The following is a 23,849-nucleotide window of genomic DNA, read 5'->3' on the forward strand; positions in this document are numbered from 1 at the left end:
AGCGTCTGGGCACTGGTTTCTTGGTACTTATTCCGCAATAATTTTTTTTTCCTTCAATAAACTTTGCAGTTCGCCTTTTTCGTACATCTCGCGAGTGATGTCGCAACCACCAATAAACTCTTCCTTTATATATAATTGTGGAATTGTTGGCCAATCAGAAAACTTTTTTATAGATTCACGTATTTCATCATTCTCCAACACGTTAATATACTTAAACTTCACGTTCAATTTTTTTAGGATTGACACGACGAGTCCAGAGAATCCGCATTGAGGAAAATCAGAAGTGCCTTTCATATACAATACCACATCATTTTCTGTTATATCTTTTTTTATTTGTTCAAAATTGCTCATAAATTCACCTTATTTTTAAGTATTAGTTTCCAGTTGCAAGGCGTGTATAGACTGACCTTCCAGAGCTTTATATACCATTTTATGCTGTTCTATTTTTGTCTTTCCAAGAAAACACTTGGAGTTTATTTTTAAATGATAATGGTCATCATCTCCAGCAAGATCATGAATCTTTATATCAGCGTCGGGGAACGATTGTTTGATGATTCTCTCTAATTCGTGAATTGCAATAGTCATTGATTTGCTTTAAATTACAATACTTTCATTATAAATCTAAAACGATTGAGCGCAATAAAAAGTTGCTATCATAAAAAATAGAAGCATACTATAATAATGGAATGACAAGTTATGCAGGGAGGCTTTGTGGTGGGCGAAAGATTTAAATTCACATATCTATTGGTTTTGCTAACTTTTTCATTTAGGTGCTTATCTTACGATGATAAAATAAATAACTTAGAGAATGTTTACATCAAAGCTAACTATTTTGGAGCATTCTTCAATGCAATAGGTTCTCTAGAAGGAAAAGAAGATGCAGGTGACAATATAACAGAGGGGGTTTTTAGTTTTAATAAGAAGGAGCGAATTGAAGCTGGATACAGTCCTAAATATGTTCCAGGGTTTGCCGTTAGTGCTGCAATAGGGTATTTATTCAAAAATATGAGAGTTGAGTTTGAAGGCTTATATTCTCAGACTAACTTATATGATGAAGATTATTCAGATAAGAAAAAAGCAAGATATATTGAACTTCTTCGTCACAATGATGCGTCTACTGGAGCGGAATGCAATTCACCTTGGAGAAGTGGAAAGGTTGATATTCACATTCAAGAAAATTGTAGTGTTGAAGCAGAGTTCAGAGCTGCATTTAAGATGAAAAATGAAGGTTTTAATAACTTAGCTGGAATGGTCAATGTATATCGTGATTTTAATATAGCAAAAATGCCATTCACCCCATATGTTGGTATTGGTGCAGGTGTAACTAGGGTTAAATTTCTAGGAAAAACCAGATATGCCTTGGCTTACCAAGCAAAACTTGGTATCAATCACCAACTTACAGCACAAACTCAAGCATTTGCTGGTTTACGCTATTTTGGTATCCTTGATAACCAATTTAAAGATATTGTACCAGGAATAAAGATACTAGCTGGTGAAGGATATATTCCTGCCGGTGGAGGAAGTAAAGTTGATGAAACTGCACGTGTTGAATCAACAACTGCAACCATGTATCCGTTCAGCGGAGTGGCAGAATAAGGTAGACAAGGTGATCTAAAAAGATAATCATAGAGCAAAAGTGAAATAATATGGTAAACCTTTTAGAACTTTGCAAAAATTTACAGCAAAAAATAGAAAGGTTAGAAGCAAAAATAGAAAGATTGGAAAAAGAGAATGAAAGTTTAAAAGCAGAAAATAAGGCTTTAAAGATAGAAAATGCTGAGTTAAGAGAAAGACTCGGTTTAAGCTCAAAAAATTCATCAATACCAAGTTCCAAAGAGTTGTATAAAATAAAAAAGAATAAGCCGAAAAGCGAAAGGAATATTGGCGGTCAGGTTGGTCATAAAGGAAGTTTTCGCGCCAACATGGATGCAGATAAAGTAGTAAAGATAGAGTTGCCTAATACTTGCGAATGCGGAGGAGAAATTGCAATATGTGAAAAACCATATATTCATCAGAAAGTTGATCTTCCAGAAATCAAGCCTTATGTAGTGGAATATCAGTTAGAACATGGCCGTTGTCGGAGATGCGGAAAGAGAAGAAGTAGCAAGTTACCGGAAGGTGTTACGCCAGATACATTTGGTCCAAGGGTTAAGTCAATAATTGCAGCGTTCAGCGGATTCTACAAAAATTCAAAACGCGAAATAGCGAGTGTCGTAAATGATATCTTCAATTTGAACATAAGCGTCGGTAGCATATCAAATAGTGAACATAGAGTTGCTTCAAAATGCAAAAAAATGTATGAGCAGATCGAACAAGAGATAAGTAGGAGTAAAGTTCTACATATTGATGAAACGAGCCATTATAACAAAGGTAAACTCGCTTGGTGTTGGATGTTTGCAAGCAATACGGCAAGTTTTGTAAAATTTACAGAGTCAAGAGGAATGAAAGTTTTACAAAATAGTAAATTCTGCAATCGCAATAGCTTGGTAATAACTGACAGGTATGCAGCATAGAATTATTTTGCCGATAAAAACAGGCAAATCTGTTGGGCACATTTATCAAGAGATTTTGAAAGATTAGCACATAGTTGGAATATTGAAGTTAAAGTTCTGGGTTGTTACTTGAGAAACGTGGCCACTGAATTATTTGCACTAAAAAAAGCTTTACTAAAAAGTGAGATAGATGTTTTGAGGTTTGTCAGACGTGCCAGAAAATTAAGAAAACGTACAAAGTATTACTTGAAGGAGATATCTCGTTTACCTGAAGCAATTGGAGCCTCTCGAGTTGCAAAAAATGTTCTGAGATCTGAAAGAATGATGTGGAAATTTTTAGATGACCCAGAAAATATTCCGCTGACAAATAACCACGCTGAACGGCAAATTCGGCATTATGTCGTTTATCGCAAAAACTCATATTTTACACAATCAAAGCGGGGAAATACATTCCTTGAGCGGATAATTTCATTATACTTAACTTGGAAACAAAGGGGTCTCAATCCTTTCCAAAATCTCCTATCTATTGTTTCTTAAACCACTCTCCTGAACGGATACAAACAGTAAGCTAAGTGAGGTTAGCTGCAGTAATGTTGATGGAAATAAACAAACTGTACAACCATAATTATTAATTCACCACAGTAACCGCGCCGTGGCAGTGTTTGTACTTCTTTCCAGAATTACAAGGGCACTTGTCGTTTCTTGAGACTTTGGGAAGTCTGCTATTTCTAGCAGAATGTAACCTATTGCCTATCTCTTGGTTATCTGCCAACTTAAAGTGCGCTAGGCGGTGAATGGTGAGTTCCTTCCATTTTTCAAGCATTGACTCAAACATCAAGAAAGCTTCGCGTTTAAATTCATTCAGTGGATCTTTCTGCCCCATGGCACGTAGGCTTATGCTTTGTCTTAGGCTCTCTAGAACTGAAAGGTGTTCCCTCCATAAATGATCAAGTGTCATTATCATCATTTGCTTCACGATCGTATTCCACAAATCTGTAGTGTGCTGACTGTTGAAATATTTTTCTTTCTCAGTAAAAAATTCTTGTATCTTATCATTTATATAATCCAAAGCTTCTTGTTTGTTTAAAAACTTTGCTAAATCTTCTTTATCAAGCTTTATTCCATACCTTGTATGGAATTCTTTGACTATATCTTCAATATAATCCTCATAATAGCCACTTTGGACTATACCTTCTATTACGCTCTCATTTACTTCGCTATATACTTCAAGTAAATCATTAATTTCGTTGCCTAAGATATTGTTTCTCTGCTTAAAAATAACTTTACGTTGGTTGTTGATTACGTCATCAAACTTAAGTAGAGATTTCCGCACGTCATAGTTTCTAGCTTCAACTTTCTTTTGTGCTTTCTCGAGTGCCTTATTGATCCATGGATGATGAATAGCTTCGTTATTCTTTAGCCCTACTTTTTGTAAAAAACTTCTCATTCTATCAGAGCCAAATATTCTCATTAGGTCATCTTCGAGCGATAAAAAGAACTTAGAAAGTCCAGGATCCCCCTGACGACCAGAACGGCCGCGTAATTGATCATCTATTCTCCTGCTTTCATGTCTTTCGGTTCCAACCACACATAAACCACCAGCTTTTATAGCAATTTCCTTATCTTTTTTTACTCTTTCAACTATTTCTTGGTATTTTTTTTCTCTTTCATCAGCATTTTTTATCTTCTTTAGCTCCACCTTTGCAATCATTTCAGCATTTCCACCAAGCTGAATATCAGTTCCACGTCCTGCCATGTTAGTTGCTATAGTGATACTACCTGGCACTCCAGCTTGCGCTATTATGTACGCCTCTTGTTCATGATAACGAGCATTTAATACTGAATGCTTAAGAGAATGGCTTTGCAAAAGCGCAGAAAGCTTCTCAGAGTTTTCGATGCTCACCGTGCCAACAAGGACCGGTTGAAGGCGTTTGTAGCATTCTTCTATAAACTTCAACACAGCATTAAATTTTTCCTTTTCTGTACCGTAAATTTCATCATCAATATCAACTCTTTTTACAGGTACATTGGTTGGAATTTTTACTACATTTAATCTGTATATATCACGAAACTCTTCTGCCTCTGTTGCTGCTGTTCCCGTCATTCCGGAAAGTTTATTGTACATACGAAAGTAATTCTGAAATGTGACCGATGCTAAAGTTTGGTTTTCATGCTGAATTTCAAGATTCTCCTTCGCTTCAAGTGCCTGATGAAGACCATCGGAATATCTCCTGCCCTCCATCATACGCCCAGTAAATTCATCAATAATCACTACCTTGCCATCCTTTACTATATAATCTTTATCAGCAGTAAACAGCTTATATGCACGTAATGCTTGGTCTATATAATGAGTCATTATCATGCTGTCAGTATCATAGAGCGAGGAATTTTCAGGAATGAGATTGTATGACCTTAGTAGTTCCTCCACTCGTGAAATACCATCTTCAGTCAAGAATACCGTTCTACCTTTTTCATCTACTTCATAATCGGAGTCAACTAATTTGGTTACTATTTTATTGATATGCTTATATATCTGATTGTTTTCCTCAACCGGGCCAGAAATAATAAGCGGAGTGCGAGCTTCATCAATGAGTATTGAGTCCACTTCATCAACTATTCCGTAGTGAAAGCCTCTCTGAACCATGTCTTCTTGAGAAAATTTCATATTGTCTCGCAGGTAATCAAAGGCAAGCTCGTTATTTGTGGAATACACGATATCTGCACTGTAAGCCTCTTTCCTCTCTTCGTCTGTCAAGTTATTCGTAATAAACGCAACAGAAACCCCAAGAGAATTATATAATTTGCTCATCCACTCTGTGTCTCGTTTTGCAAGATAGTCGTTAACAGTTACGACATGTACGCCTTTCCCTTCTAAGGAATTTAGATATGCTGCTAAAGTTGCAACGAGTGTCTTTCCCTCTCCTGTTTTCATTTCTGATATCATGCCATTGTGGAGCACCATTCCACCAATCAGTTGAACATCAAAGTGCCTCATGTTAAGAAACCTTCGAGAGGCTTCACGCACAACTGCAAATGCAGGTACGAGAAGATCATTTAACGTTTTCCCATTTTTCAATTCTCGATTGAATTCTTCAGTTTTACCAGCAAGCTCCTCATCAGATAAGCTCTGCATTTCTGTTTCTAATGCATTTATTTGCTGAACAATTTTCCTAAAGGATTTTATTATCTTCTTGTTTGTTGATCCAAATATCTTTCTTATAAAAAAGAATGACAACGTAAAAATAAAAAATATAAGAATGGCTGTCAAAATTAGCGGAGAATCTAGCATAAACTTAAGTAAAGTCTTATTTGATATGAGATTATATTACTAAATGCAGCCTACAGCAATGACATATTAGATTCGGGGAATCTTTATGCTTAAGACAGCAAACAAAATTGACCCTGTTCGGCACTGTTATTACAATGTTAAAGAATCTGTTGCATTATCTTAGGCACTTGGTGACTTTAATTTTTTATAGAAAGAAGTTATTCGTAGGTTTAGTAGGGTATGAATGTAGAAAACAAACAGTCTGAAGTACTTAGTAATCGTACATTTAAGAAGAGAGATGGCACATCAACAGGTGATCATGGTCGCAAGTATGAAGTAAAATTATTAATGCTGTATCTACTTCATGGGTTAAGTAGTAAAATTGACTTTTGGTTAGCATCAAACATAGAAGGTTTTGGAGCCTTTGATGATATTTTTTTTGAGTATAAAGATCAGAAGAACAAATCGAGAATTATCTTGGTTCAAGCTAAGCACTGCAATACACATCGCTCTTCGAAGAATATTACTTTTGAGGATTTGTTTATTGATGGAAATGATAGAAAGCAACAGAAAGAAGATTTCGGGTTAAACAAATATTTTGAATCTCATCCTGAGATTAAGCAAAACCCTGAGTGTAAGAACAGTGATATTACGCTTGTCATTCATACTAATGTCAATGTGAACCTAAAAAAAGGTACAGAGAAGCAAGGAAGCGTAGAAACATTAGAGAAGTATCTGGAAGAGTCAAAGTTAACAAATGATAACACTTTAAATATTTATGAAGGTCAAAAAGGAACGTGCTACAAAATAAAAAATCATACTGAACTGAAAAAATACTTCAGTTGTGGTAGTGACGATGAAATAGAAGATTTTTTACTTAGAATAAGGTTTGTAGTTGATCAACCTAATCATTCAAAATTAGATGATATTATTAAGAAAGAAATAGGGAATATATACAAAATATCAGGGGAAGAAGATATTGATACGGTTTTTGTCCGTGTATTTGACAAGGTAGAGAAATGGTGGGCACAAAAGGGTAGCAAAGTTTCTTATCTAACAAGAAAAGACGATTATTTTAGGGAAGCTATAGAACATCTTTATAGTCTCAAACCTAGAGAAGATCTATTTGAACGGTGGAACATTCCACCTAAAATAGCTAGTGGAAATTTCATTGAACGAGAATATCTCAATGAAGAAATAGTAAATCATCTAAAGACAAAAAATGAGCCAGTTATATTAACTGCTTTGTACGGGTTAGGTGGAGTAGGTAAAACACAGTCAGTGCTAGATTTTATTCAAAAACATGGGAAAGAATACAAGGCAATATGTTGGTTTAATGCAAAAGATGAAGATCAACTACTCAGTGAATATGTTAATTTAGGAAGAAAATTAAATATTATTCACGATGAAGACAACATTTCTATTGCACAGCGAGCTTATTATGTGAAAAACTGGCTAGAAGATTCTAAACGTGAAGGCTGGTTGTTGATTTATGATAATGTATCAAATTATGAAGTCATTTCTAAGCTCAGACCTACAAAAGGCGGCAAAATAATAGTTACGTCTCGTAATACTGAATGGCCACAAGGGAGTATAGGTGTAGACGTTTTTACTCCTCCAGAATCAGAATTATATGTTAAGAAAATTCTAGGCCAGGTTTCAGAAAGCGATAGGCCAAATATAGGTATATTGGCAGAAAAGTTAGGTAGATTACCTTTGGCATTAGCTCAGGCTTGCGCTTACATCAAAGAAAACAAAATGACTATCTCACGTTACTTAGAAATTTATGCAGAAAGGAAGCTTTATTTATTATCTCATAAAACACTACCTAATACCAATTCTCATTGTTGTCCAGTCAAATAGGAAACATTGCAGAGTTGTTTAATTGTGGAGCTGGCAAGAGAAGTAATAAATTTGCACAAAGCACCCTCAAGTAGAGCAATTGTATCGTATATTTTATTGCGCAAAATGTTCTGTTTTATATATAACCAAAGCCTCTCAACAGGATTTAGCTCAGGTGAGTATGGAGGTAGGTATATAATGTCGATATTTTTAGGTACCTTTAAATTTTTTGACCTATGCCAACTAGCACAGTCCATAACGAGAAAAGCCTCTCGTGTTTCTAGATATTGCGAAATTTGCTCAAGAAATATGTTCATGCAATCAGTGTTGACATTTGGTGCAAATAAGCTAGAACTCTCTCCATTTCTAGGATTAACTGCACTATAGAGATAGAAATTTTGCCTACCTAATTTTGTTTTAACCTGTGTTCTAATCCCCTTTTTAAACCACCCATGTCCAACTTTTGAATGTGTGCCAAACCGTGATTCATCAAAGAAAAATAGCTCTTTTTCTGGATACTTGCTAATAGCTCCATTGAGATTTTTTTTTGAATTCCTCTTGTTTGCTTTTATCTTGTCCATTATGAACTGGTCTTGGTGTAATATATGAGAATTTCATCTTTTGCATATGGCGGTGTACTGTAGATTTGCTGATATTTAATCCGAACTTTTCCTGGATTCTTATTCTCATTTCTTTAATGGTGATATTAGGATTTTCTTCTATCCACTCTTCAATTTGCTGTAGTTGAGCCTGATTTAATTTAGTTTTTCTACGACGTTGTGAAGGAGCAAACAGTTTTTCTTCTCTGCCAATTTTCAAGAGTTTTACCCACGAAGTTAGTGCGCTTCTTGAAATGCAATATATTTTTGCTACAGCCGTTATACTGTACTTTTTTGCTGCAATTACAGCATTTAGTTTTTTTGAAACATATGCATTATTCCTTACTTTCTTCAGCATTTCTTTTGCTGATTCTACTACTTTTTCATCCAATAATTTTGATCTTAATGCCATTTAAACCTCGCTATTTTACTTACTTCAGTATGGCTTTTCTTCCATCATTGTCCATCTGTTTGCCCTGTAATGGGAATTGGTATAAGAGGTTGTCCGGAAACTAGTAAATTCAAGCATATTCCCTCTTTAACATAACCCTACTCATAGCTAGGTATATGAAATTCTCAGTGGATGTTGTGAGTAAATCATACTCCTTCGATAGCCTTCTATTCCTATTAACCCAAGCAAAAGTCCTTTCTACAACCCATCTTCTTGGCTGTACTTTAAACCCTTGTTCTCTTGTTGGTAGTAGCTCAGGTGGCGTATCTTTGTGCACCCAAAATCTACATGGAGGCCTTGTAACAATTTCAATATCTATGTCATATTCTTCCTTTATGTGATTCTTTGAATTTCTTCCTTGGTATCCCATGTCAGCCCACATTTTTTTAACTTTAGTATATTTTGTTCTCATATTGTTTAATGCTATTTTAATACCATCTCTATCATTTTCGTTAGCAGCGCCTACGTAACAACCTAGTATAAAACCCTGAGTGTCTGTAATTATATGCCTTTTTCTACCCTTTACTTTTTTACTTCCATCATAGCCTTTGATCCCCCCTTTTCTGTAGTCTTTACAGATTGACTATCTACTATACAGGCACTCGGCTGCTCATTCCTTCCTATTTTTCTTCTACTATATTTTGTAATTTCATAATTCATTTTCTCAAAAATTCCCTGCTTCTTCCATTGCCTGAACTGCTCATACACAGTCTTCCATAGCGGAAAATCATTTGGTAAATACCGCCATTGACACCCTGTACGCAATACATAGAAAATTGCTTCTAATATTTCTCTTTTGCTATACTTTGGCGGCCTTCCTCCTTTCTTGTATGATACTCTGAAGTGTTTTTCTATTCTTGCCCATTCCCTTTCGCTTAGATCTGTTGGATACTTTTTTCTCATCTTTACCCCGTACTAAAATTTCAGATATTATAGCCTTTTACTTGTTTCCGGACAACCTCTAAGTAGAAAGAGTGGGGTACAATTATACTGAATATTACAAGCAATAGAGACCCAATAGCACCCACGCTCGTACCAGAAATTACACACTTTATTGCTCCAAGTTTCTGCAAGATTTTGCCAGCAAATAGACTGATGAGTGAGAAGCACCCAACTATTGCACCTTGATGTAGTGCATAAATAGTGCTAGATAAACCAAAAGTCTTCATATACAGAAAAGGTCCACAAGTAATGAATGACATATACGCAGCAGAAAAGAGGCTTGACATCAAAGACAACGTAACAAACCTCGGACTAGATAGTAGTTTTCTGTAATCTTTCATCATTTTTTTCAAACTGAAAATATCGCGGTCCTTTTTTGTTTCTGGTAACGCTAAAAGCAGCAAAACCCAAGAGATTAAACAAAGTATTGCAACAGTTGCATAATTACCACGCCATCCTACAATTTCATTGATGAAACTGCCTAACACTGGCGCAATTGCCATGACAACTGTAAGAACAGAATTCATGATTCCAATAAATTTCACCGCTTCGTCGCCTTTGTAGCTGTCTGCAACGATTGCAAACACAACTACAGATGTGCTAACACCAATGCCCTGAACAAAGCGAGAGATTAAAAGCCAAAAAATCGACGGTGCAAAAACACAACCAACAGCGCCGATTAATAACAAAGTGTTACCTATGATCATAATTCTCCTTCTGCCATAGCATTCAGACAATGGACCAAAAAACAACCCTCCTATGCAAAAGCCTAGGAAATTATAAGCAATAGTTAATTGAATTATGCCTTCCGGTACGTTAAAATAGTGCACCATATAAGGAAAACTAGGTACGGAAATGTCAATTTCAATGAACTTGGCAATGAGAGACAGGATTAACAGAAATGGTAGTAACATTTGAGATTTTTAATTAATGAATAAAAATATCACATTTAAAGCGTTGAAAGAAAACATTTTTTACTGTTATTAAAATGGTTAGAAACACCTCATGTGAAGGAATGGTGGATAAATTGGACACTAGGGTTAATTAAAGAAAAATATGACAACTATGTTAAAGCTCTTACTCTCTGTCCTAACTTTACTTATTTCCTCTTACTTTTTCAACAGTCCGTCTAAATTACTACAAGCAGTTTAATTTTTAGTAAATATGTCATTATTCAAAAATATGCAAGAAGCTTTACAGAAACTTAACATAATTTAATCATACAAATGTCATTCTTAAGTCCTATGTAAAAACAAATTTTGGCACTAATTTAATTAACTATGAGCTGGATAAATTGGAAAATAAATTTTGTTTACTTTTACAACACCTTAAGATCTAATGTCACTTTATCAATCAAAAATATTACAATAGGCTAGTATGTTCCTTACTCTTTTTCTCAAAATATTACCTATTTATATTACAATATTTATTGGTTACTTAGCAGGAAAATATCTTAAAATTGATAGAAACACTATATCTCAAATACTTTTTTATATAGCTAATCCAATAGTGATTTTATATGGAGTCTCTCATACAGAAGTTAACTTAAAAGTAATTTCTCTGCCGATTTTGATATGGTTTATAGGTAGCACTATGTCCTTATCAGTGTATTATCTTTCTTCTTTTTTATTTAAGGATAACACAAGAAACATATTAGCATTTAGCTCGGGCAGCACAAGTATGGGTTATTTTGGCCTGCCGATTGCCATGGCTTTATTTGATGAAGATTCAGTATCTGTATATGTTGTTTGTTATATAGGAATGGCGCTATTTGAAAACAGCTTAGGATTTTACATAGCTGCAAATGGTATTTATACCGCAAAAGAATGCATATTAAAGTTGTTCAAACTTCCTTCGCTTTATGCGATGGTTCTGGGCTTCTTTTTAAGTATATACGATATACAAATACCTACTTTTTTAACAGATGTTATGATGAATATTAGAAGTACATTTGTCACATTAGGAATGGTGCTACTTGGAGTGAGCATTGCGAATATTGCAAGCTTTAAAATAGATTGGAAGCTTGCTTTGATCACTATTACAGCAAAGTACGTATTCTGGCCACTGTTTGTTTTAGGAATTGTCCTTTTAGACAAGCATGTTATAGGTATATACGATGAGAGCATATATAAAGCACTGATGTTGCTAGCTATTATTCCAGTTTCTGGGTCCAGTATAATACTTGCTAATATTTTGAATTATCAACCAGATAAAGCTACTCTATTGCTTCTAATCAGTACTGCAGTGGGACTGTTTTATGTTCCACTAATAATATCATTATTTTTTACTAAACTTGTTCCTTTTTGATCAAAAAATTAAGCGCTTGCACAACCATTATTTGGGTAACAACACAAGACATTGATAAAACTTGAATTTATAGCTAAAGCAACTTCTACAATTTGGTAACCCGTCATCCCGCTACTAGTTAACGCCGCGGCGGTAAATTGACCTTACCCAGAAAAAGTAGAGAGAAAGTTAAGACGTTTTTGGAGTAAAATAAAACGTTTTTTCAAAATATGACAAATAGAAGAGAATATACAGCAGAATTCAAATTAGAAGCTGTTAAGCTGGTTAAAGAAACAGGTCAAGCAAGTACAAAAATAGCAAAAGATCTAGGTATAGATGGCAGTATGTTAAGTAAGAAAATATGATGGAAAAATGTCTGGAGCATACGCATTTCCAGGCAAAGGCTCCTTATGACAAAGAAAGATTTGATCTAAAAAAAGAGCTAATAAGAGAAAGAGACATCTTAAAAAAAGCCCTGGGCAAAGAAAAAGAGTAAAGTATTCTTTTATATAGAAATTGCTATAAAACACAGGAACTATGTAGGGTTTTGTACTGGTGGTATGGGTTGCTAATACCAATTCTCATTGTTGTCCAGTCAAATAGGAAACATTGCAGAGTTGTTTAATTGTGGAGCTGGCAAGAGAAGTAATAAATTTGCACAAAGCACCCTCAAGTAGAGCAATTGTATCGTATATTTTATTGCGCAAAATGTTCTGTTTTATATATAACCAAAGCCTCTCAACAGGATTTAGCTCAGGTGAGTATGGAGGTAGGTATATATAGCATTTCTCATAATAGTCCGAATAGGTCATAGGAAGGCAGAATCAACAGCACGACGAAAGGATTCGAATAGAGGAATGTTTTTCCTGGCTCTGTTTTTTATAGCAAACCAATGATGCTCAATTTTGTTAAAATCTGGAGAATAAGGCGGCAGATACAAAATTTCTGCACCGACTCCTTTAGCGAGCTTGATAAGCTTATCAGACTTATGAAAAGTAGCATTATCAAGAATGACAGTTTGTCCAGGTTCTAAGATCGGTGCCAAAAATTGCTCAAACCATCCATTAAAAATATCCATATTACAGTGGCCTTCAAATGTTAATGGAGCAACTATCTTTCTTCTACTTAAGGCTGCAACCATGCTGATTCGTTGAGTTTTTTTCCAGATTTTAGGGCATAAAATCGCTGTCCTTTCTGGCAATACCCATATGGATAGTCCTCCGTGTTATCAATCCCAGACTCATCTATATACACTAAGTTTTCTGGTTCTTTTGTTGCTATAATTTTTAAGAATTCAGCACGTTTTTCTTCGTTCCTTTCCTTGTATCCATATGTCTTTTTTTGCGCGTAAATCCAATTTTTCTGAGAGCTCGGTGGATCGTTTGGATACTAACGTTGCCCCAAAGTTTAGCCATTTCCGACAGAGTTTTTCTACCGTGTTTTTTAGCAAATTCGATAAACTTATTCCAGTCGATAATTTTCTGATTGTAACCTCCATTACCGAGTTTTTTTGACTGAAAGTCGCCTGTTTCTTTTTTTCTTTGCTGCCACTCCCACAAAGTAGTTCGTCCAATTTTAAATCTTGCTGCCACTGCTTCTCTGCTTTCCCCTTCGTCTAGTGCTTCCATTGCTTTTTTTCTTAAATCATAACTATATGCTGCCGGCATCCAACCTCCTTATCGCCATCTATCCTTAATCTTATCATATCCGGACTTCTGTGGAAAGAGCTATAAGAGGTTGTCCGGAAACTAGTAAATTCAAGCATATTCCCTCTTTAACATAACCCTACTCATAGCTAGGTATATGAAATTCTCAGTGGATGTTGTGAGTAAATCATACTCCTTCGATAGCCTTCTATTCCTATTAACCCAAGCAAAAGTCCTTTCTACAACCCATCTTCTTGGCTGTACTTTAAACCCTTGTTCTCTTGTTGGTAGTAGCTCAGGTGGCGTATCTTTGTGCACCCAAAATCTACATGGAGGCCTTGTAACAATTTCAATATCTATGTCATATTCTTCCTTTATGTGATTCTTTGAATTTCTTCCTTGGTATCCCATGTCAGCCCACATTTTTTTAACTTTAGTATATTTTGTTCTCATATTGTTTAATGCTATTTTAATACCATCTCTATCATTTTCGTTAGCAGCGCCTACGTAACAACCTAGTATAAAACCCTGAGTGTCTGTAATTATATGCCTTTTTCTACCCTTTACTTTTTTACTTCCATCATAGCCTTTGATCCCCCCTTTTCTGTAGTCTTTACAGATTGACTATCTACTATACAGGCACTCGGCTGCTCATTCCTTCCTATTTTTCTTCTACTATATTTTGTAATTTCATAATTCATTTTCTCAAAAATTCCCTGCTTCTTCCATTGCCTGAACTGCTCATACACAGTCTTCCATAGCGGAAAATCATTTGGTAAATACCGCCATTGACACCCTGTACGCAATACATAGAAAATTGCTTCTAATATTTCTCTTTTGCTATACTTTGGCGGCCTTCCTCCTTTCTTGTATGATACTCTGAAGTGTTTTTCTATTCTTGCCCATTCCCTTTCGCTTAGATCTGTTGGATACTTTTTTCTCATCTTTACCCCGTACTAAAATTTCAGATATTATAGCCTTTTACTTGTTTCCGGACAACCTCTAATGTCGATATTTTTAGGTACCTTTAAATTTTTTGACCTATGCCAACTAGCACAGTCCATAACGAGAAAAGCCTCTCGTGTTTCTAGATATTGCGAAATTTGCTCAAGAAATATGTTCATGCAATCAGTGTTGACATTTGGTGCAAATAAGCTAGAACTCTCTCCATTTCTAGGATTAACTGCACTATAGAGATAGAAATTTTGCCTACCTAATTTTGTTTTAACCTGTGTTCTAATCCCCTTTTTAAACCACCCATGTCCAACTTTTGAATGTGTGCCAAACCGTGATTCATCAAAGAAAAATAGCTCTTTTTCTGGATACTTGCTAATAGCTCCATTGAGATTTTTTTTTGAATTCCTCTTGTTTGCTTTTATCTTGTCCATTATGAACTGGTCTTGGTGTAATATATGAGAATTTCATCTTTTGCATATGGCGGTGTACTGTAGATTTGCTGATATTTAATCCGAACTTTTCCTGGATTCTTATTCTCATTTCTTTAATGGTGATATTAGGATTTTCTTCTATCCACTCTTCAATTTGCTGTAGTTGAGCCTGATTTAATTTAGTTTTTCTACGACGTTGTGAAGGAGCAAACAGTTTTTCTTCTCTGCCAATTTTCAAGAGTTTTACCCACGAAGTTAGTGCGCTTCTTGAAATGCAATATATTTTTGCTACAGCCGTTATACTGTACTTTTTTGCTGCAATTACAGCATTTAGTTTTTTTGAAACATATGCATTATTCCTTACTTTCTTCAGCATTTCTTTTGCTGATTCTACTACTTTTTCATCCAATAATTTTGATCTTAATGCCATTTAAACCTCGCTATTTTACTTACTTCAGTATGGCTTTTCTTCCATCATTGTCCATCTGTTTGCCCTGTAATGGGAATTGGTATAAATACCGCCATTGACACCCTGTACGCAATACATAGAAAATTGCTTCTAATATTTCTCTTTTGCTATACTTTGGCGGCCTTCCTCCTTTCTTGTATGATACTCTGAAGTGTTTTTCTATTCTTGCCCATTCCCTTTCGCTTAGATCTGTTGGATACTTTTTTCTCATCTTTACCCCGTACTAAAATTTCAGATATTATAGCCTTTTACTAGTTTCCGGACAACCTCTAAGGAAAAAAGCAGTAAAGAATTAGCAAAAGAAGGGCTTCTAGCAGATATTCAAAAAATACATCAAGCATTCTAAATGCAGATATGGAGCCCCTAAAATTCACGCTGAATTAAAAGCTTCAGGCAAAAATTAAAACAGTACAAAGTGTTATGCAAGAAAATGGCATTAAAACCAAGCTTAGACGAAGGTTCAAAAATAAAAAACAGCAAATAAGCAACCGAGTTGTGGCTCCTAACACATTGGATCAAAATTTTACTACTGATCAGCCAAATAAAGTTTGGGATTACCTACATAAAAACTAAAGAAGGTTGTTGGCGGCAATAATTGACCTATATTCACGCATGGTGGTTAATGAGTAACATGATAATTAGTTATAGATTCTTTATTGATGGCCGTTGATAAACGCAAACCCGATAAAAATCTGCTGTTACATAGCGATCAAGGGTCACAGTATACCTCTCAAAATTACCAATTTCTATTGAATACAAAAAACATCATTTCCAGCATGAGCCATAAGGGCTGTTGTTACGATAACTCTGTTGCAGAAAAGTTCACTTAAAAGGGAGCTGCTTATTGATACTTCTCGCTCAACAAACCAGAACTGCCATATTTGAATACATAGAAATCTTTTATAACAAATAACGTAGACATTCTACTATTAACTATTGCATTCCTGCACAATTTATTCTCATGATAAAAACGTCTTAACTTTCTCTCTACTTTTTTTGGGTAAGGTCAAACATGCAATACCAATAATGCTAATATATTTTATAATTTTTCTCATAAGATATTTTACAATGCTTCTAATAATATTAGATATCATCTATAAAATTAAAAAATCCATGAAAGGGGATGAAAATATGTAAAAAAGTATTATTGATTAATTAAAAACAGATTTTGATTTGATAATACTAATAAAATCGATTTATCTTAAATTTACGTTGATTTTTACCTGTTATTTTTTGTAGTTTATCCAACGTAAATTCCAGGTAAAACAAAGTCGTTATCTCCAACCTTTACAACCAACTCTCCTTCTTTAATTTTTATTTGATTAGGTGTATGGTCCCATACCATCACACTCTGGGATCATACACCTAAAGTACTCCGACACTGGGATGACACCCCGGGGTTTCTGGGATGACAAAAAAGAGCCCCCTGAGCAAAAATCTTATAGCCACTTGAATGATAATTGACTTTTTGCCTAAAATAACTAAGAAAGAAACTTCTCATCAAGATAACTTAAATATATACTAATTCTCTTATTTTTAAACGATTTCTCATCATGAATTGCACGATCAAAAACCTGAATTTGACTTGTTATAATGCTACAATTATTATTTGCAACTTCTAATACGCCACTATCAATTACAACCTTCTTTTCTGTTTGGTTACTCATTTTAACAGTAATCATACCAGGCAATAAATAAATTAAGTAAGGAGCATGGTGAGCTAAAATCATAAGCTCCCCTTCGAGCCCAGTTACTGAAAGAGAAACCACTCCACTGAATGAAATTTGATCATCAGGAGAGAAAAATTGCACTTTAAAAGTATTCATAATCTTTAACTTTTATTTAGCTTCAGCTTGTATTAATTCAGCCTTTTTTATTGCTTCATCTATATTCCCCACCATATAAAAAGCAGCCTCTGGTAAGTGATCATATTTGCCTTCAACAATCCCTTTAAAACTGGAAACAGTATCAGAAAGTGAAACAAATTTACCAGGCATGCCAGTAAATATTTCTGCAACGTGAAAAGGTTGAGAAAGAAATTTCTGAATCTTACGAGCCCTATCAACAATAATTTTATCTTCATCAGATAGCTCATCCATACCAAGTATTGCGATAATATCTTGCAGTGATTTATAAGTTTGCAATATACGTTTCACCTCAGAAGCTACATTATAATGTTCTTCACCAATGATTTCAGCAGATAAAGACTGAGAAGTTGAATCAAGTGGATCAACAGCAGGGTATATTCCCATTTCAGCTATTTGCCTTGACAACACTGTGGTTGCATCAAGGTGAGAGAATGTAGTTGCTGGGGCTGGATCAGTCAAATCGTCCGCAGGAACATATATAGCTTGCACAGAAGTAATAGAGCCAGAAGTTGTTGAAGCTATTCTTTCTTGCATTGCACCCATATCAGTTGCAAGGGTTGGCTGATAACCAACAGCTGACGGTATTCTTCCAAGTAAAGCAGAAATTTCAGAACCAGCTTGTGTAAATCTAAAGATATTATCCACAAAAAATAGAACATCTTGGTTTTCACGGTCACGAAAATACTCTGCCATAGTAAGTGCTGTTAAAGCAACTCTAGCCCTTGCTCCAGGAGGCTCATTCATCTGACCATAAACCAAAACAGCTTGAGATTTTTCATGCTCATTTATATTTATTACATTTGAAGTGATCATCTCGTGATAAAGATCGTTACCTTCACGCGTTCTCTCCCCTACCCCGGCAAACACAGAAAATCCTTTATGAGCTTTTGCTATATTATTAATTAATTCCATTATTAGGACTGTTTTACCAACACCGGCTCCACCAAATAAGCCAATTTTTCCTCCTTTAAGATAAGGTGCAAGAAGATCTATAACTTTTATTCCCGTAACTAAAACTTCTTCCTGTATTCTCTGTTCAGTAAAACTTGGAGGTGCTCTGTGTATAGGCTCTAAGTTATACTTTCCCTTCAGTGGACCACACTCATCTATAAGCTCTCCAACAACATTAAAAATCCTTCCTAAAGTTGAACGCCCAATTGGCACCGATATTGGTGCACCTGTATCAACAAATTCATCCCCCCTTGACATGCCATCTGTGCTATCCATAGCAATACAACGAACTATATTGTCACCTATATGCTGCGAAACTTCTAAAACCAGCTCCTTATCCTTATATTTTAGTTTGCTTTTTAAAGCATTAAATATTTTAGGCAATTCACCTTCAAATTTTATATCAACAACTGCTTGAGTTACCTTAATCGCTCTACCTATATTCATCTCTTTATTTTTATCACCTAACACTATAATTCCATAAAAGAACTTCTAAAGAAAATAAATTTTATATTATTAATAGAAATTTTGCAACATTAAAACGCTTACTAGTTACGCTTCATTACAAACAATGCAAATGCATTTAATAGCCAAGTAATAATAAACAATACTAAACTAAGCGCATAAGCAGCAAGAGTTTGTACACTATTGAAATCCTGATCTCCGGTAAGTAATGTAGCGATCTGCACGGTAATGGTAGTAACTGAATTAAGAGGGTTAAAAGTCAAATTTGCGTTGATTCCCACAGCCATTAGCACAATCATTGTTTCACCTATCACTCTTGAAATTGACAATAAAATTGCACTTAAAATTGTAGGCATTGCATAAGGTATTGTTATATGCCATATAGTTTCCGCTGGAGTTGCACCAAGTGCCATGAAGCCATAACGCAAGCTTTTTGGAACAGATCTTATGGCATCTTCGAGTAAAGAAATAATAAAAGGAAGAATCATTATCCCAATCGATAAACCGGCAACTAAGGCACTTTCTGAGTGTATACTTAAACCAAAAAAATTTGCTACCTGCTTTATAAAGAAAGACAAAAACACAACCGCGAAATATCCATATACAACCGTAGGAATAGCAGACAAAACTTGCAAAGTTGTATTAACAATATAACGCACTTTCTCACTCGCATATTCACTAATATATATTGCAGAAAATAAACCAAGCGGAACGACAACTAACATTGCTATAATAGTTATAAGTAATGTACCAACTAAAAGCGGCGCTATACCAAAACATCCTATCTTCTCTTTATTGATAGTGACTACATTGTGGCCCCATTTCAAGCAAAACAAGAATTCTGAAATAGCTACTTTATTAAAAAAACTAATGGATTGAATAAAAATAGACAGCATTATAAATAAAGTGATAAAAAATGATATGGCCAAAGCCACAAATAACGAAAGTTTTATTATCTTATTTCTTTTATTTTTAAAGATAAAAGCAAGCATGAAAAAAAGTAACGCTATAGAAATAAAAGTTACAAAACAATTATTATAGAATACTAACAACCAAGTTAGCATCCATACACAACTAAGATATAGATAAGATTTAACCTTATTTACTTCTTGAAACCTACTAAAACAAAATAAAAGGATTAGTAAGACAGGTATGACTATCACCGAATTCATTCTTCCATGCATCAAATTTTATTCTACGAAAATGTCATACAAGTTCACCATTATTTGACAATAAAGTAAAACAATTTAAAATAAATAATTATATTAATATAAAAACAATGAAGAGAACATTTCAACCAAAAAATTTGATAAGAAAGCGCAGACACGGATTTCGTTCACGTATGGCAACAAGAGCTGGAAGAAAAATCCTTAATAGGCGCCGTTCATTAGGGTGTAACAAATTATGCGCATAGTAAGTATAAAAAAAAAGATTTTTCTTCTGCTTTCAAAAATAAGTTAGCACTCAACAGTCTTTTTTATCGTGGGCTTTATATATCACTGTACGCTATAAAAGAAAGAGAACCTGAAAAGTACATTCATACTATTAGAGTAGGTCTGGCTATCAGTAAAAAAACCGGAAAAGCAGCAAAAAGAAATAAAATAAAAAGGCAACTACGAATGCTTGCTAAAATTAGCATTTTAAATATAAGTAATATAGGGCACTACTACATAATACTAACTCATAGAAACATTATGCAAGCAAGTTATAAAAATTTACAAAAAGATCTAACTATTTGCTTAAAAAAGATAAAATAAAAAAAAATCTCAATTAAGGTATTTACAACTATATTTTTTATGATAATATAGGTAAAATTTTTAAAAATAGTTAATGGGTGTGGTGAATGGTAGAGCATATAAAAGAGGTAAATAACACAGGCTTTGGTCAGATGTATCAATTCTTATTTCTTCCTAAAGGAACAGGAACAGATTGGAGGTCAGCATTTCGCCAACAAGAAGAATTATTTAAAAAAGTGGGAGGTAATGTAATATTACCAGAAATCAGTAATTCTCCTTCAAAAGGGAATCAATTAGGGGAAGTAGGAACAATGCTAAATAATGTAGAAAATGACCAAGAACATATAAGAAAAAAAAGATATCGTAGTTAAAGTAAAAACTTAAAGAATAGTAACAAAACAAGAAAGTTAAAATATAAGTATACCTACTGTCTAATTAACAAAGAAATTTTTATAAACTTGGCGGCGACCTACTCTCCCTTTTCAAGTACCATCAGCGCTAAAAAGTTTCACTTCCGAGTTCGAGATGAGATCGGGTGGTTCATTTTTGCCATAGCCACCAAGTCAATAAAAATTTCTAACTTAACAATTTTAACTTAATATTTAACACTGCATACACACATATAGAAAGCAAATAAATCAATCAGGCTATTAGTACTAGTTAGCTTCACATGTTACCATGCTTCCACACCTAGCCTATCAACGTGGTAGTCTTCCACGGCCTTAATTGGGAAATCTTTTTGAAGAGGGTTTCTTGCTTATATGCTTTCAGCAATTATCCCATCTATACATAGCCACCCAGCGATGCTATTGGCATAACAGCTGGTACACCAGAGGTATATCCATCTCGGTCCTCTCGTACTAGAGTCAGACCTTCTCAAATTTCCTTCACCCACGGCAGATAGAAACCGAACTGTCTCACGACGTTCTAAACCCAACTCACGTATCACTTTAATCGGCGAACAGCCGAACCCTTGGGACCTTCTTCAGCCCCAGGATGTGATGAGTCGACATCGAGGTGCCAAACGGTGTCGTCGCTATGAACGCTCGAACACCATCAGCCTGTTATCCCCGGCGTACCTTTTATCCGTTGAGCGATGACCCTTCCATACAGAATCACCGGATCACTATGACCGACTTTCGTCTCTGCTTGGCTTGTCAGCCTCGCAGTCAGGCAAGCTTATGCCATTATACTATCAAGCTGATTTCCGACCAGCTCTAGCTTACCTTCGCACGCCTCCGTTACTTTTTAGGAGGCGACCGCCCCAGTCAAACTACCCACCATACAATGTCCTAGCTCCAGATAATGAAACATAGTTAGATATCAAAAGTGTAAAGGGTGGTATCTCAAGGTTGACTCCATTATAGCTAGCGCCATAACTTCAAAGTCTCCCACCTATCCTGCACATCACACTTTTAATAGCAATGTAAAGCTATAGTAAAGGTGCACGGGGTCTCTTCGTCTAACCGCGGGTACCCCGCATCTGCACGGGGAATTCAATTTCGCTGAAGTGATGTTGGAGACAGTGGAGAAATCGTTACGCCATTCGTGCGGGTCGGAACTTACCCGACAAGGAATTTCGCTACCTTAGGACCGTCAGTGTTACGGCCGCCGTTTACTGGGGCTTCAATTCGGAGCTTGCACCCTTCCTATTAACCTTCCAGCACCGGGCAGGCGTCAGACCCTATACTTCCACTTACGTGTTTGCAGAGTCCTGTGTTTTTAGTAAACAGTCGCTACTCCCTATTTTGTGCCACCTACTCATAGTTGCCTAAAAGCAGGTTACCCTTCTTCCGAAGTTACAGGTATAATTTGCCGAGTTCCTTCAACATCATTCTTTCAACACCTTAGTATACTCTACTCATCCACCAGTGTCGGTTTGCGGTACGGCCTCATAAATATAAGTGCTATTTCCTGGAGCTTCTTTTAAGCATAGATCAATCCAATAAGATCTATACAAATACGAAACCCGTCACACTTAAGAGGTTTAGGAATATTAACCTAATTGCCATCGACTACTCCTTTACGGACTCGCCTTAGGAACCGACTAACCCTACGCAGATTAACTTAACGTAGGAACCCTTAGATTTTTGGTGAGAGTGTTTTTCACACTCTTTTACGCTACTTATGTCAGCATTCTCACTTCCGATATCTCCAGCAGTTTTCACAAACCACCTTCACAGACTTACGGAACGCTCCGCTACCGCGCCTATTGATCGAAATCAATAAGCACTCACATCTTCGGTATACAGCTTTAGCCCCGGTACATTTTCGGCGCAGAAAAACTTATTTAGACAAGTGAGCTGTTACGCTTTCTTTAAAGGATGGCTGCTTCCAAGCCAACCTCCTGGCTGTAATGGTTTTTCTACTTCCTTCCCCACTTAGCTGTAATTTTGGGACCTTAGATAGTGATCTGGGTTGTTTCCCTCTTCACCACGGACTTAGCACCCGTAGTGTGCCTGCTGTATAATTAATTGTTGGTATTCGGAGTTTAGTTAGATTTGGTAAGACGGTGAATCCCCCTAGTCTATCCAGTGCTCTACCCCCAACAACATACATACAACGCTCTACCTAAATAGATTTCGCGGAGAACCAGCTATTTCCAAGTTTGATTGGCCTTTCACCCCTAATCACAACTCATCCAATAATGTTGCAACATTAACTGGTTCGATCCTCCAGTGTGTTTTACCACACCTTCAATCTGGTCATGACTAGATCACTTGGTTTCGGGTCTAATCCATAAAACTAAAACGCCCTATTCAGACTTGCTTTCGCTACGCCTACACCTAACGGCTTAAGCTTGCTTCATAGATTAACTCGCTGACCCATTATGCAAAAGGTACGCTGTCACTCTAAATATCAATAAATTGATATAGAGCTCCAACTGTTTGTAAGCACTTGATTTCAGATTCTATTTCACTCCCCTCCCGGGGTTCTTTTCACCTTTCCCTCACGGTACTTGTTCACTATCGGTCGTTAAGGAGTATTTAGGCTTGGAGGATGGTCCCCCCATATTCAAACAGGATTTCACGTGCCCCGCTCTACTCAAGGATTTAAAAACTTTCTACTTATACAGGACTATCACCTTCTATGGTTACTATTTCCAGAGTATTCTAATTCTTATTCTTAAATCACTAGCCTTTTCCGCTTTCGCTCGTCACTACTAACAGAATCTCGGTTGATTTCTTTTCCTTTGGCTACTTAGATATTTCAGTTCACCAAGTTTGCTTTACATACTTAGTACGTAATAACTAGCTAAACTAGTTGGGTTTCCCCATTCGGAAATCTGCGGATCAAAATTTGTTGACAATTCCCCACAGCTTATCGCAGCCTGCCACGTCCTTCATCGCCTCTTAACGCCAAGGCATCCATCAAGTGCTCTTAATAATTTATTTATCCGACTATATGCAGAATATGCAGAGTTAAATATTATTAAAATTGAATTG

18 protein-coding genes, 2 rRNA genes and 7 pseudogenes are annotated in these 23,849 nt (G+C 35.7%); 11 read left to right on the forward strand and 16 right to left on the reverse strand.

Annotated features, from left to right (window positions below):
- Nucleotides 1-27 precede the first annotated feature (27 nt).
- Together grxD and ABWU31_RS04520 are read right to left on the reverse strand one after the other, a co-directional pair.
- Nucleotides 28-351, reverse strand: coding sequence for a Grx4 family monothiol glutaredoxin (grxD, locus tag ABWU31_RS04515; protein ID WP_006280013.1), 324 nt, complete (start codon nt 349-351; stop codon nt 28-30).
- 15 nt (nt 352-366) lie between these two features.
- Nucleotides 367-585 carry a BolA/IbaG family iron-sulfur metabolism protein gene (locus tag ABWU31_RS04520; RefSeq protein WP_006280012.1) on the reverse strand — a complete coding sequence of 73 codons (219 nt, stop codon included), beginning with the start codon at nt 583-585 and terminating at the stop codon, nt 367-369.
- Nucleotides 586-714: 129 nt separating this feature from the next.
- On the opposite strand from ABWU31_RS04520, the gene ABWU31_RS04525 reads away from it, so the two are divergent.
- A complete protein-coding gene (locus tag ABWU31_RS04525) occupies nt 715-1,596 on the forward strand; it encodes a P44/Msp2 family outer membrane protein (RefSeq protein ID WP_353271116.1) in 882 nt (293 codons plus the stop codon).
- A gap of 50 nt (nt 1,597-1,646) precedes the next feature.
- Nucleotides 1,647-3,029, forward strand: a pseudogene (locus ABWU31_RS04530) (IS66-like element ISWen3 family transposase).
- A 91-nt stretch (nt 3,030-3,120) separates the two neighbouring features.
- Here ABWU31_RS04530 and secA read toward each other — a convergent pair.
- Nucleotides 3,121-5,781: a preprotein translocase subunit SecA gene (secA, locus tag ABWU31_RS04535; protein ID WP_353271117.1), complete on the reverse strand. Its 2,661-nt coding sequence runs from the start codon at nt 5,779-5,781 to the stop codon at nt 3,121-3,123.
- 219 nt (nt 5,782-6,000) lie between these two features.
- On the opposite strand from secA, the gene ABWU31_RS04540 reads away from it, so the two are divergent.
- Complete coding sequence (locus ABWU31_RS04540; protein WP_353271118.1) at nt 6,001-7,623, forward strand: NB-ARC domain-containing protein; 1,623 nt, start codon at nt 6,001-6,003, stop codon at nt 7,621-7,623.
- On the opposite strand, the gene ABWU31_RS04545 is transcribed toward ABWU31_RS04540, so the two are convergent.
- The 3 genes and pseudogenes from ABWU31_RS04545 to ABWU31_RS04555 form a co-directional block, all read right to left on the reverse strand.
- Nucleotides 7,602-8,613, reverse strand: a protein-coding gene (locus tag ABWU31_RS04545) for an IS630 family transposase (RefSeq protein ID WP_265029767.1) whose coding sequence is annotated in 2 segments (ribosomal slippage) — nt 7,602-8,150 and nt 8,152-8,613 — 1,011 coding nt in all. Because the reading frame shifts where the segments join, the coding sequence is not laid out codon by codon here. The genes ABWU31_RS04540 and ABWU31_RS04545 overlap by 22 nt on opposite strands.
- Before the next feature lie 109 nt (nt 8,614-8,722).
- A protein-coding gene (locus ABWU31_RS04550) for an IS5-like element ISWpi1 family transposase (protein ID WP_353271062.1) occupies nt 8,723-9,555 on the reverse strand; the annotation gives its coding sequence in 2 pieces (ribosomal slippage) (nt 8,723-9,186 and nt 9,186-9,555; 834 coding nt in all).
- A gap of 59 nt (nt 9,556-9,614) precedes the next feature.
- Nucleotides 9,615-10,508: pseudogene (locus ABWU31_RS04555) on the reverse strand (MFS transporter); the annotation flags it as partial.
- A 463-nt stretch (nt 10,509-10,971) separates the two neighbouring features.
- Here ABWU31_RS04555 and ABWU31_RS04560 point away from each other — a divergent pair.
- The 3 genes from ABWU31_RS04560 to ABWU31_RS04570 all read left to right on the forward strand — a co-directional run bounded on the left by ABWU31_RS04560 (nt 10,972) and on the right by ABWU31_RS04570 (nt 12,376).
- On the forward strand, nt 10,972-11,901 hold the full coding sequence (locus tag ABWU31_RS04560; protein ID WP_006279391.1) for an AEC family transporter: 930 nt from the start codon (nt 10,972-10,974) through the stop codon (nt 11,899-11,901).
- A 209-nt stretch (nt 11,902-12,110) separates the two neighbouring features.
- Nucleotides 12,111-12,245, forward strand: coding sequence for an IS3 family transposase (locus tag ABWU31_RS04565; RefSeq protein ID WP_007548354.1), 135 nt, complete (start codon nt 12,111-12,113; stop codon nt 12,243-12,245).
- Nucleotides 12,242-12,376: a hypothetical protein gene (locus tag ABWU31_RS04570; RefSeq protein ID WP_007548509.1), complete on the forward strand. Its 135-nt coding sequence runs from the start codon at nt 12,242-12,244 to the stop codon at nt 12,374-12,376. The genes ABWU31_RS04565 and ABWU31_RS04570 overlap by 4 nt, the downstream gene beginning before the upstream one ends.
- A gap of 85 nt (nt 12,377-12,461) precedes the next feature.
- Here the strand turns inward: ABWU31_RS04570 and ABWU31_RS04575 are convergent.
- The 5 genes and pseudogenes from ABWU31_RS04575 to ABWU31_RS04595 all read right to left on the reverse strand — a co-directional run.
- A pseudogene (locus ABWU31_RS04575) lies at nt 12,462-12,659 on the reverse strand (transposase); the annotation flags it as partial.
- Nucleotides 12,660-12,688: 29 nt separating this feature from the next.
- Nucleotides 12,689-13,547: pseudogene (locus tag ABWU31_RS04580) on the reverse strand (IS630 family transposase).
- A gap of 90 nt (nt 13,548-13,637) precedes the next feature.
- Nucleotides 13,638-14,470, reverse strand: a protein-coding gene (locus ABWU31_RS04585) for an IS5-like element ISWpi1 family transposase (RefSeq protein WP_353271062.1) whose coding sequence is annotated in 2 segments (ribosomal slippage) — nt 13,638-14,101 and nt 14,101-14,470 — 834 coding nt in all. Because the reading frame shifts where the segments join, the coding sequence is not laid out codon by codon here.
- Nucleotides 14,471-14,500: 30 nt separating this feature from the next.
- A pseudogene (locus ABWU31_RS04590) lies at nt 14,501-15,344 on the reverse strand (IS630 family transposase); the annotation flags it as partial.
- A 67-nt stretch (nt 15,345-15,411) separates the two neighbouring features.
- Nucleotides 15,412-15,594 (reverse strand): annotated as a pseudogene (locus ABWU31_RS04595) (transposase); the annotation flags it as partial.
- A gap of 209 nt (nt 15,595-15,803) precedes the next feature.
- Here ABWU31_RS04595 and ABWU31_RS04600 point away from each other — a divergent pair.
- Nucleotides 15,804-15,956: a transposase gene (locus tag ABWU31_RS04600; protein WP_007548649.1), complete on the forward strand. Its 153-nt coding sequence runs from the start codon at nt 15,804-15,806 to the stop codon at nt 15,954-15,956.
- Nucleotides 15,957-16,042: 86 nt separating this feature from the next.
- Nucleotides 16,043-16,213: a DDE-type integrase/transposase/recombinase gene (locus tag ABWU31_RS04605; RefSeq protein WP_080717647.1), complete on the forward strand. Its 171-nt coding sequence runs from the start codon at nt 16,043-16,045 to the stop codon at nt 16,211-16,213.
- A 651-nt stretch (nt 16,214-16,864) separates the two neighbouring features.
- Here ABWU31_RS04605 and ABWU31_RS04610 read toward each other — a convergent pair.
- From ABWU31_RS04610 to pstC, 3 genes are all read right to left on the reverse strand, one after another.
- Complete coding sequence (locus ABWU31_RS04610) at nt 16,865-17,209, reverse strand: F0F1 ATP synthase subunit epsilon (RefSeq protein WP_006279902.1); 345 nt, start codon at nt 17,207-17,209, stop codon at nt 16,865-16,867.
- Between the two features lie 12 nt (nt 17,210-17,221).
- Nucleotides 17,222-18,649, reverse strand: coding sequence for a F0F1 ATP synthase subunit beta (gene atpD, locus ABWU31_RS04615; RefSeq protein ID WP_010962432.1), 1,428 nt, complete (start codon nt 18,647-18,649; stop codon nt 17,222-17,224).
- A gap of 101 nt (nt 18,650-18,750) precedes the next feature.
- The gene (gene pstC, locus ABWU31_RS04620) at nt 18,751-19,839 is read right to left on the reverse strand and encodes a phosphate ABC transporter permease subunit PstC (protein ID WP_338482805.1); all 1,089 of its coding nucleotides are present in this window, start codon (nt 19,837-19,839) and stop codon (nt 18,751-18,753) included.
- Between the two features lie 107 nt (nt 19,840-19,946).
- On the opposite strand from pstC, the gene rpmH reads away from it, so the two are divergent.
- The 3 genes and pseudogenes from rpmH to ABWU31_RS04635 all read left to right on the forward strand — a co-directional run bounded on the left by rpmH (nt 19,947) and on the right by ABWU31_RS04635 (nt 20,774).
- Complete coding sequence (rpmH, locus tag ABWU31_RS04625) at nt 19,947-20,081, forward strand: 50S ribosomal protein L34 (RefSeq protein ID WP_006279898.1); 135 nt, start codon at nt 19,947-19,949, stop codon at nt 20,079-20,081.
- A 67-nt stretch (nt 20,082-20,148) separates the two neighbouring features.
- Nucleotides 20,149-20,424, forward strand: a pseudogene (gene rnpA / locus ABWU31_RS04630) (ribonuclease P protein component); the annotation flags it as partial.
- 86 nt (nt 20,425-20,510) lie between these two features.
- Nucleotides 20,511-20,774 (forward strand): hypothetical protein, encoded by a 264-nt coding sequence (locus tag ABWU31_RS04635; protein WP_077188558.1) that lies wholly within the window; start codon nt 20,511-20,513, stop codon nt 20,772-20,774.
- A gap of 85 nt (nt 20,775-20,859) precedes the next feature.
- Here the strand turns inward: ABWU31_RS04635 and rrf are convergent.
- Nucleotides 20,860-20,966 (reverse strand): 5S ribosomal RNA (rrf, locus tag ABWU31_RS04640).
- Between the two features lie 66 nt (nt 20,967-21,032).
- Nucleotides 21,033-23,798 (reverse strand): 23S ribosomal RNA (locus ABWU31_RS04645).
- Between the last annotated feature and the right edge of the window lie 51 nt (nt 23,799-23,849).

Origin of the sequence: Wolbachia endosymbiont (group A) of Alloplasta piceator, assembly GCF_964028505.1 — a bacterium.
GTDB lineage: Bacteria > Pseudomonadota > Alphaproteobacteria > Rickettsiales > Anaplasmataceae > Wolbachia > Wolbachia pipientis.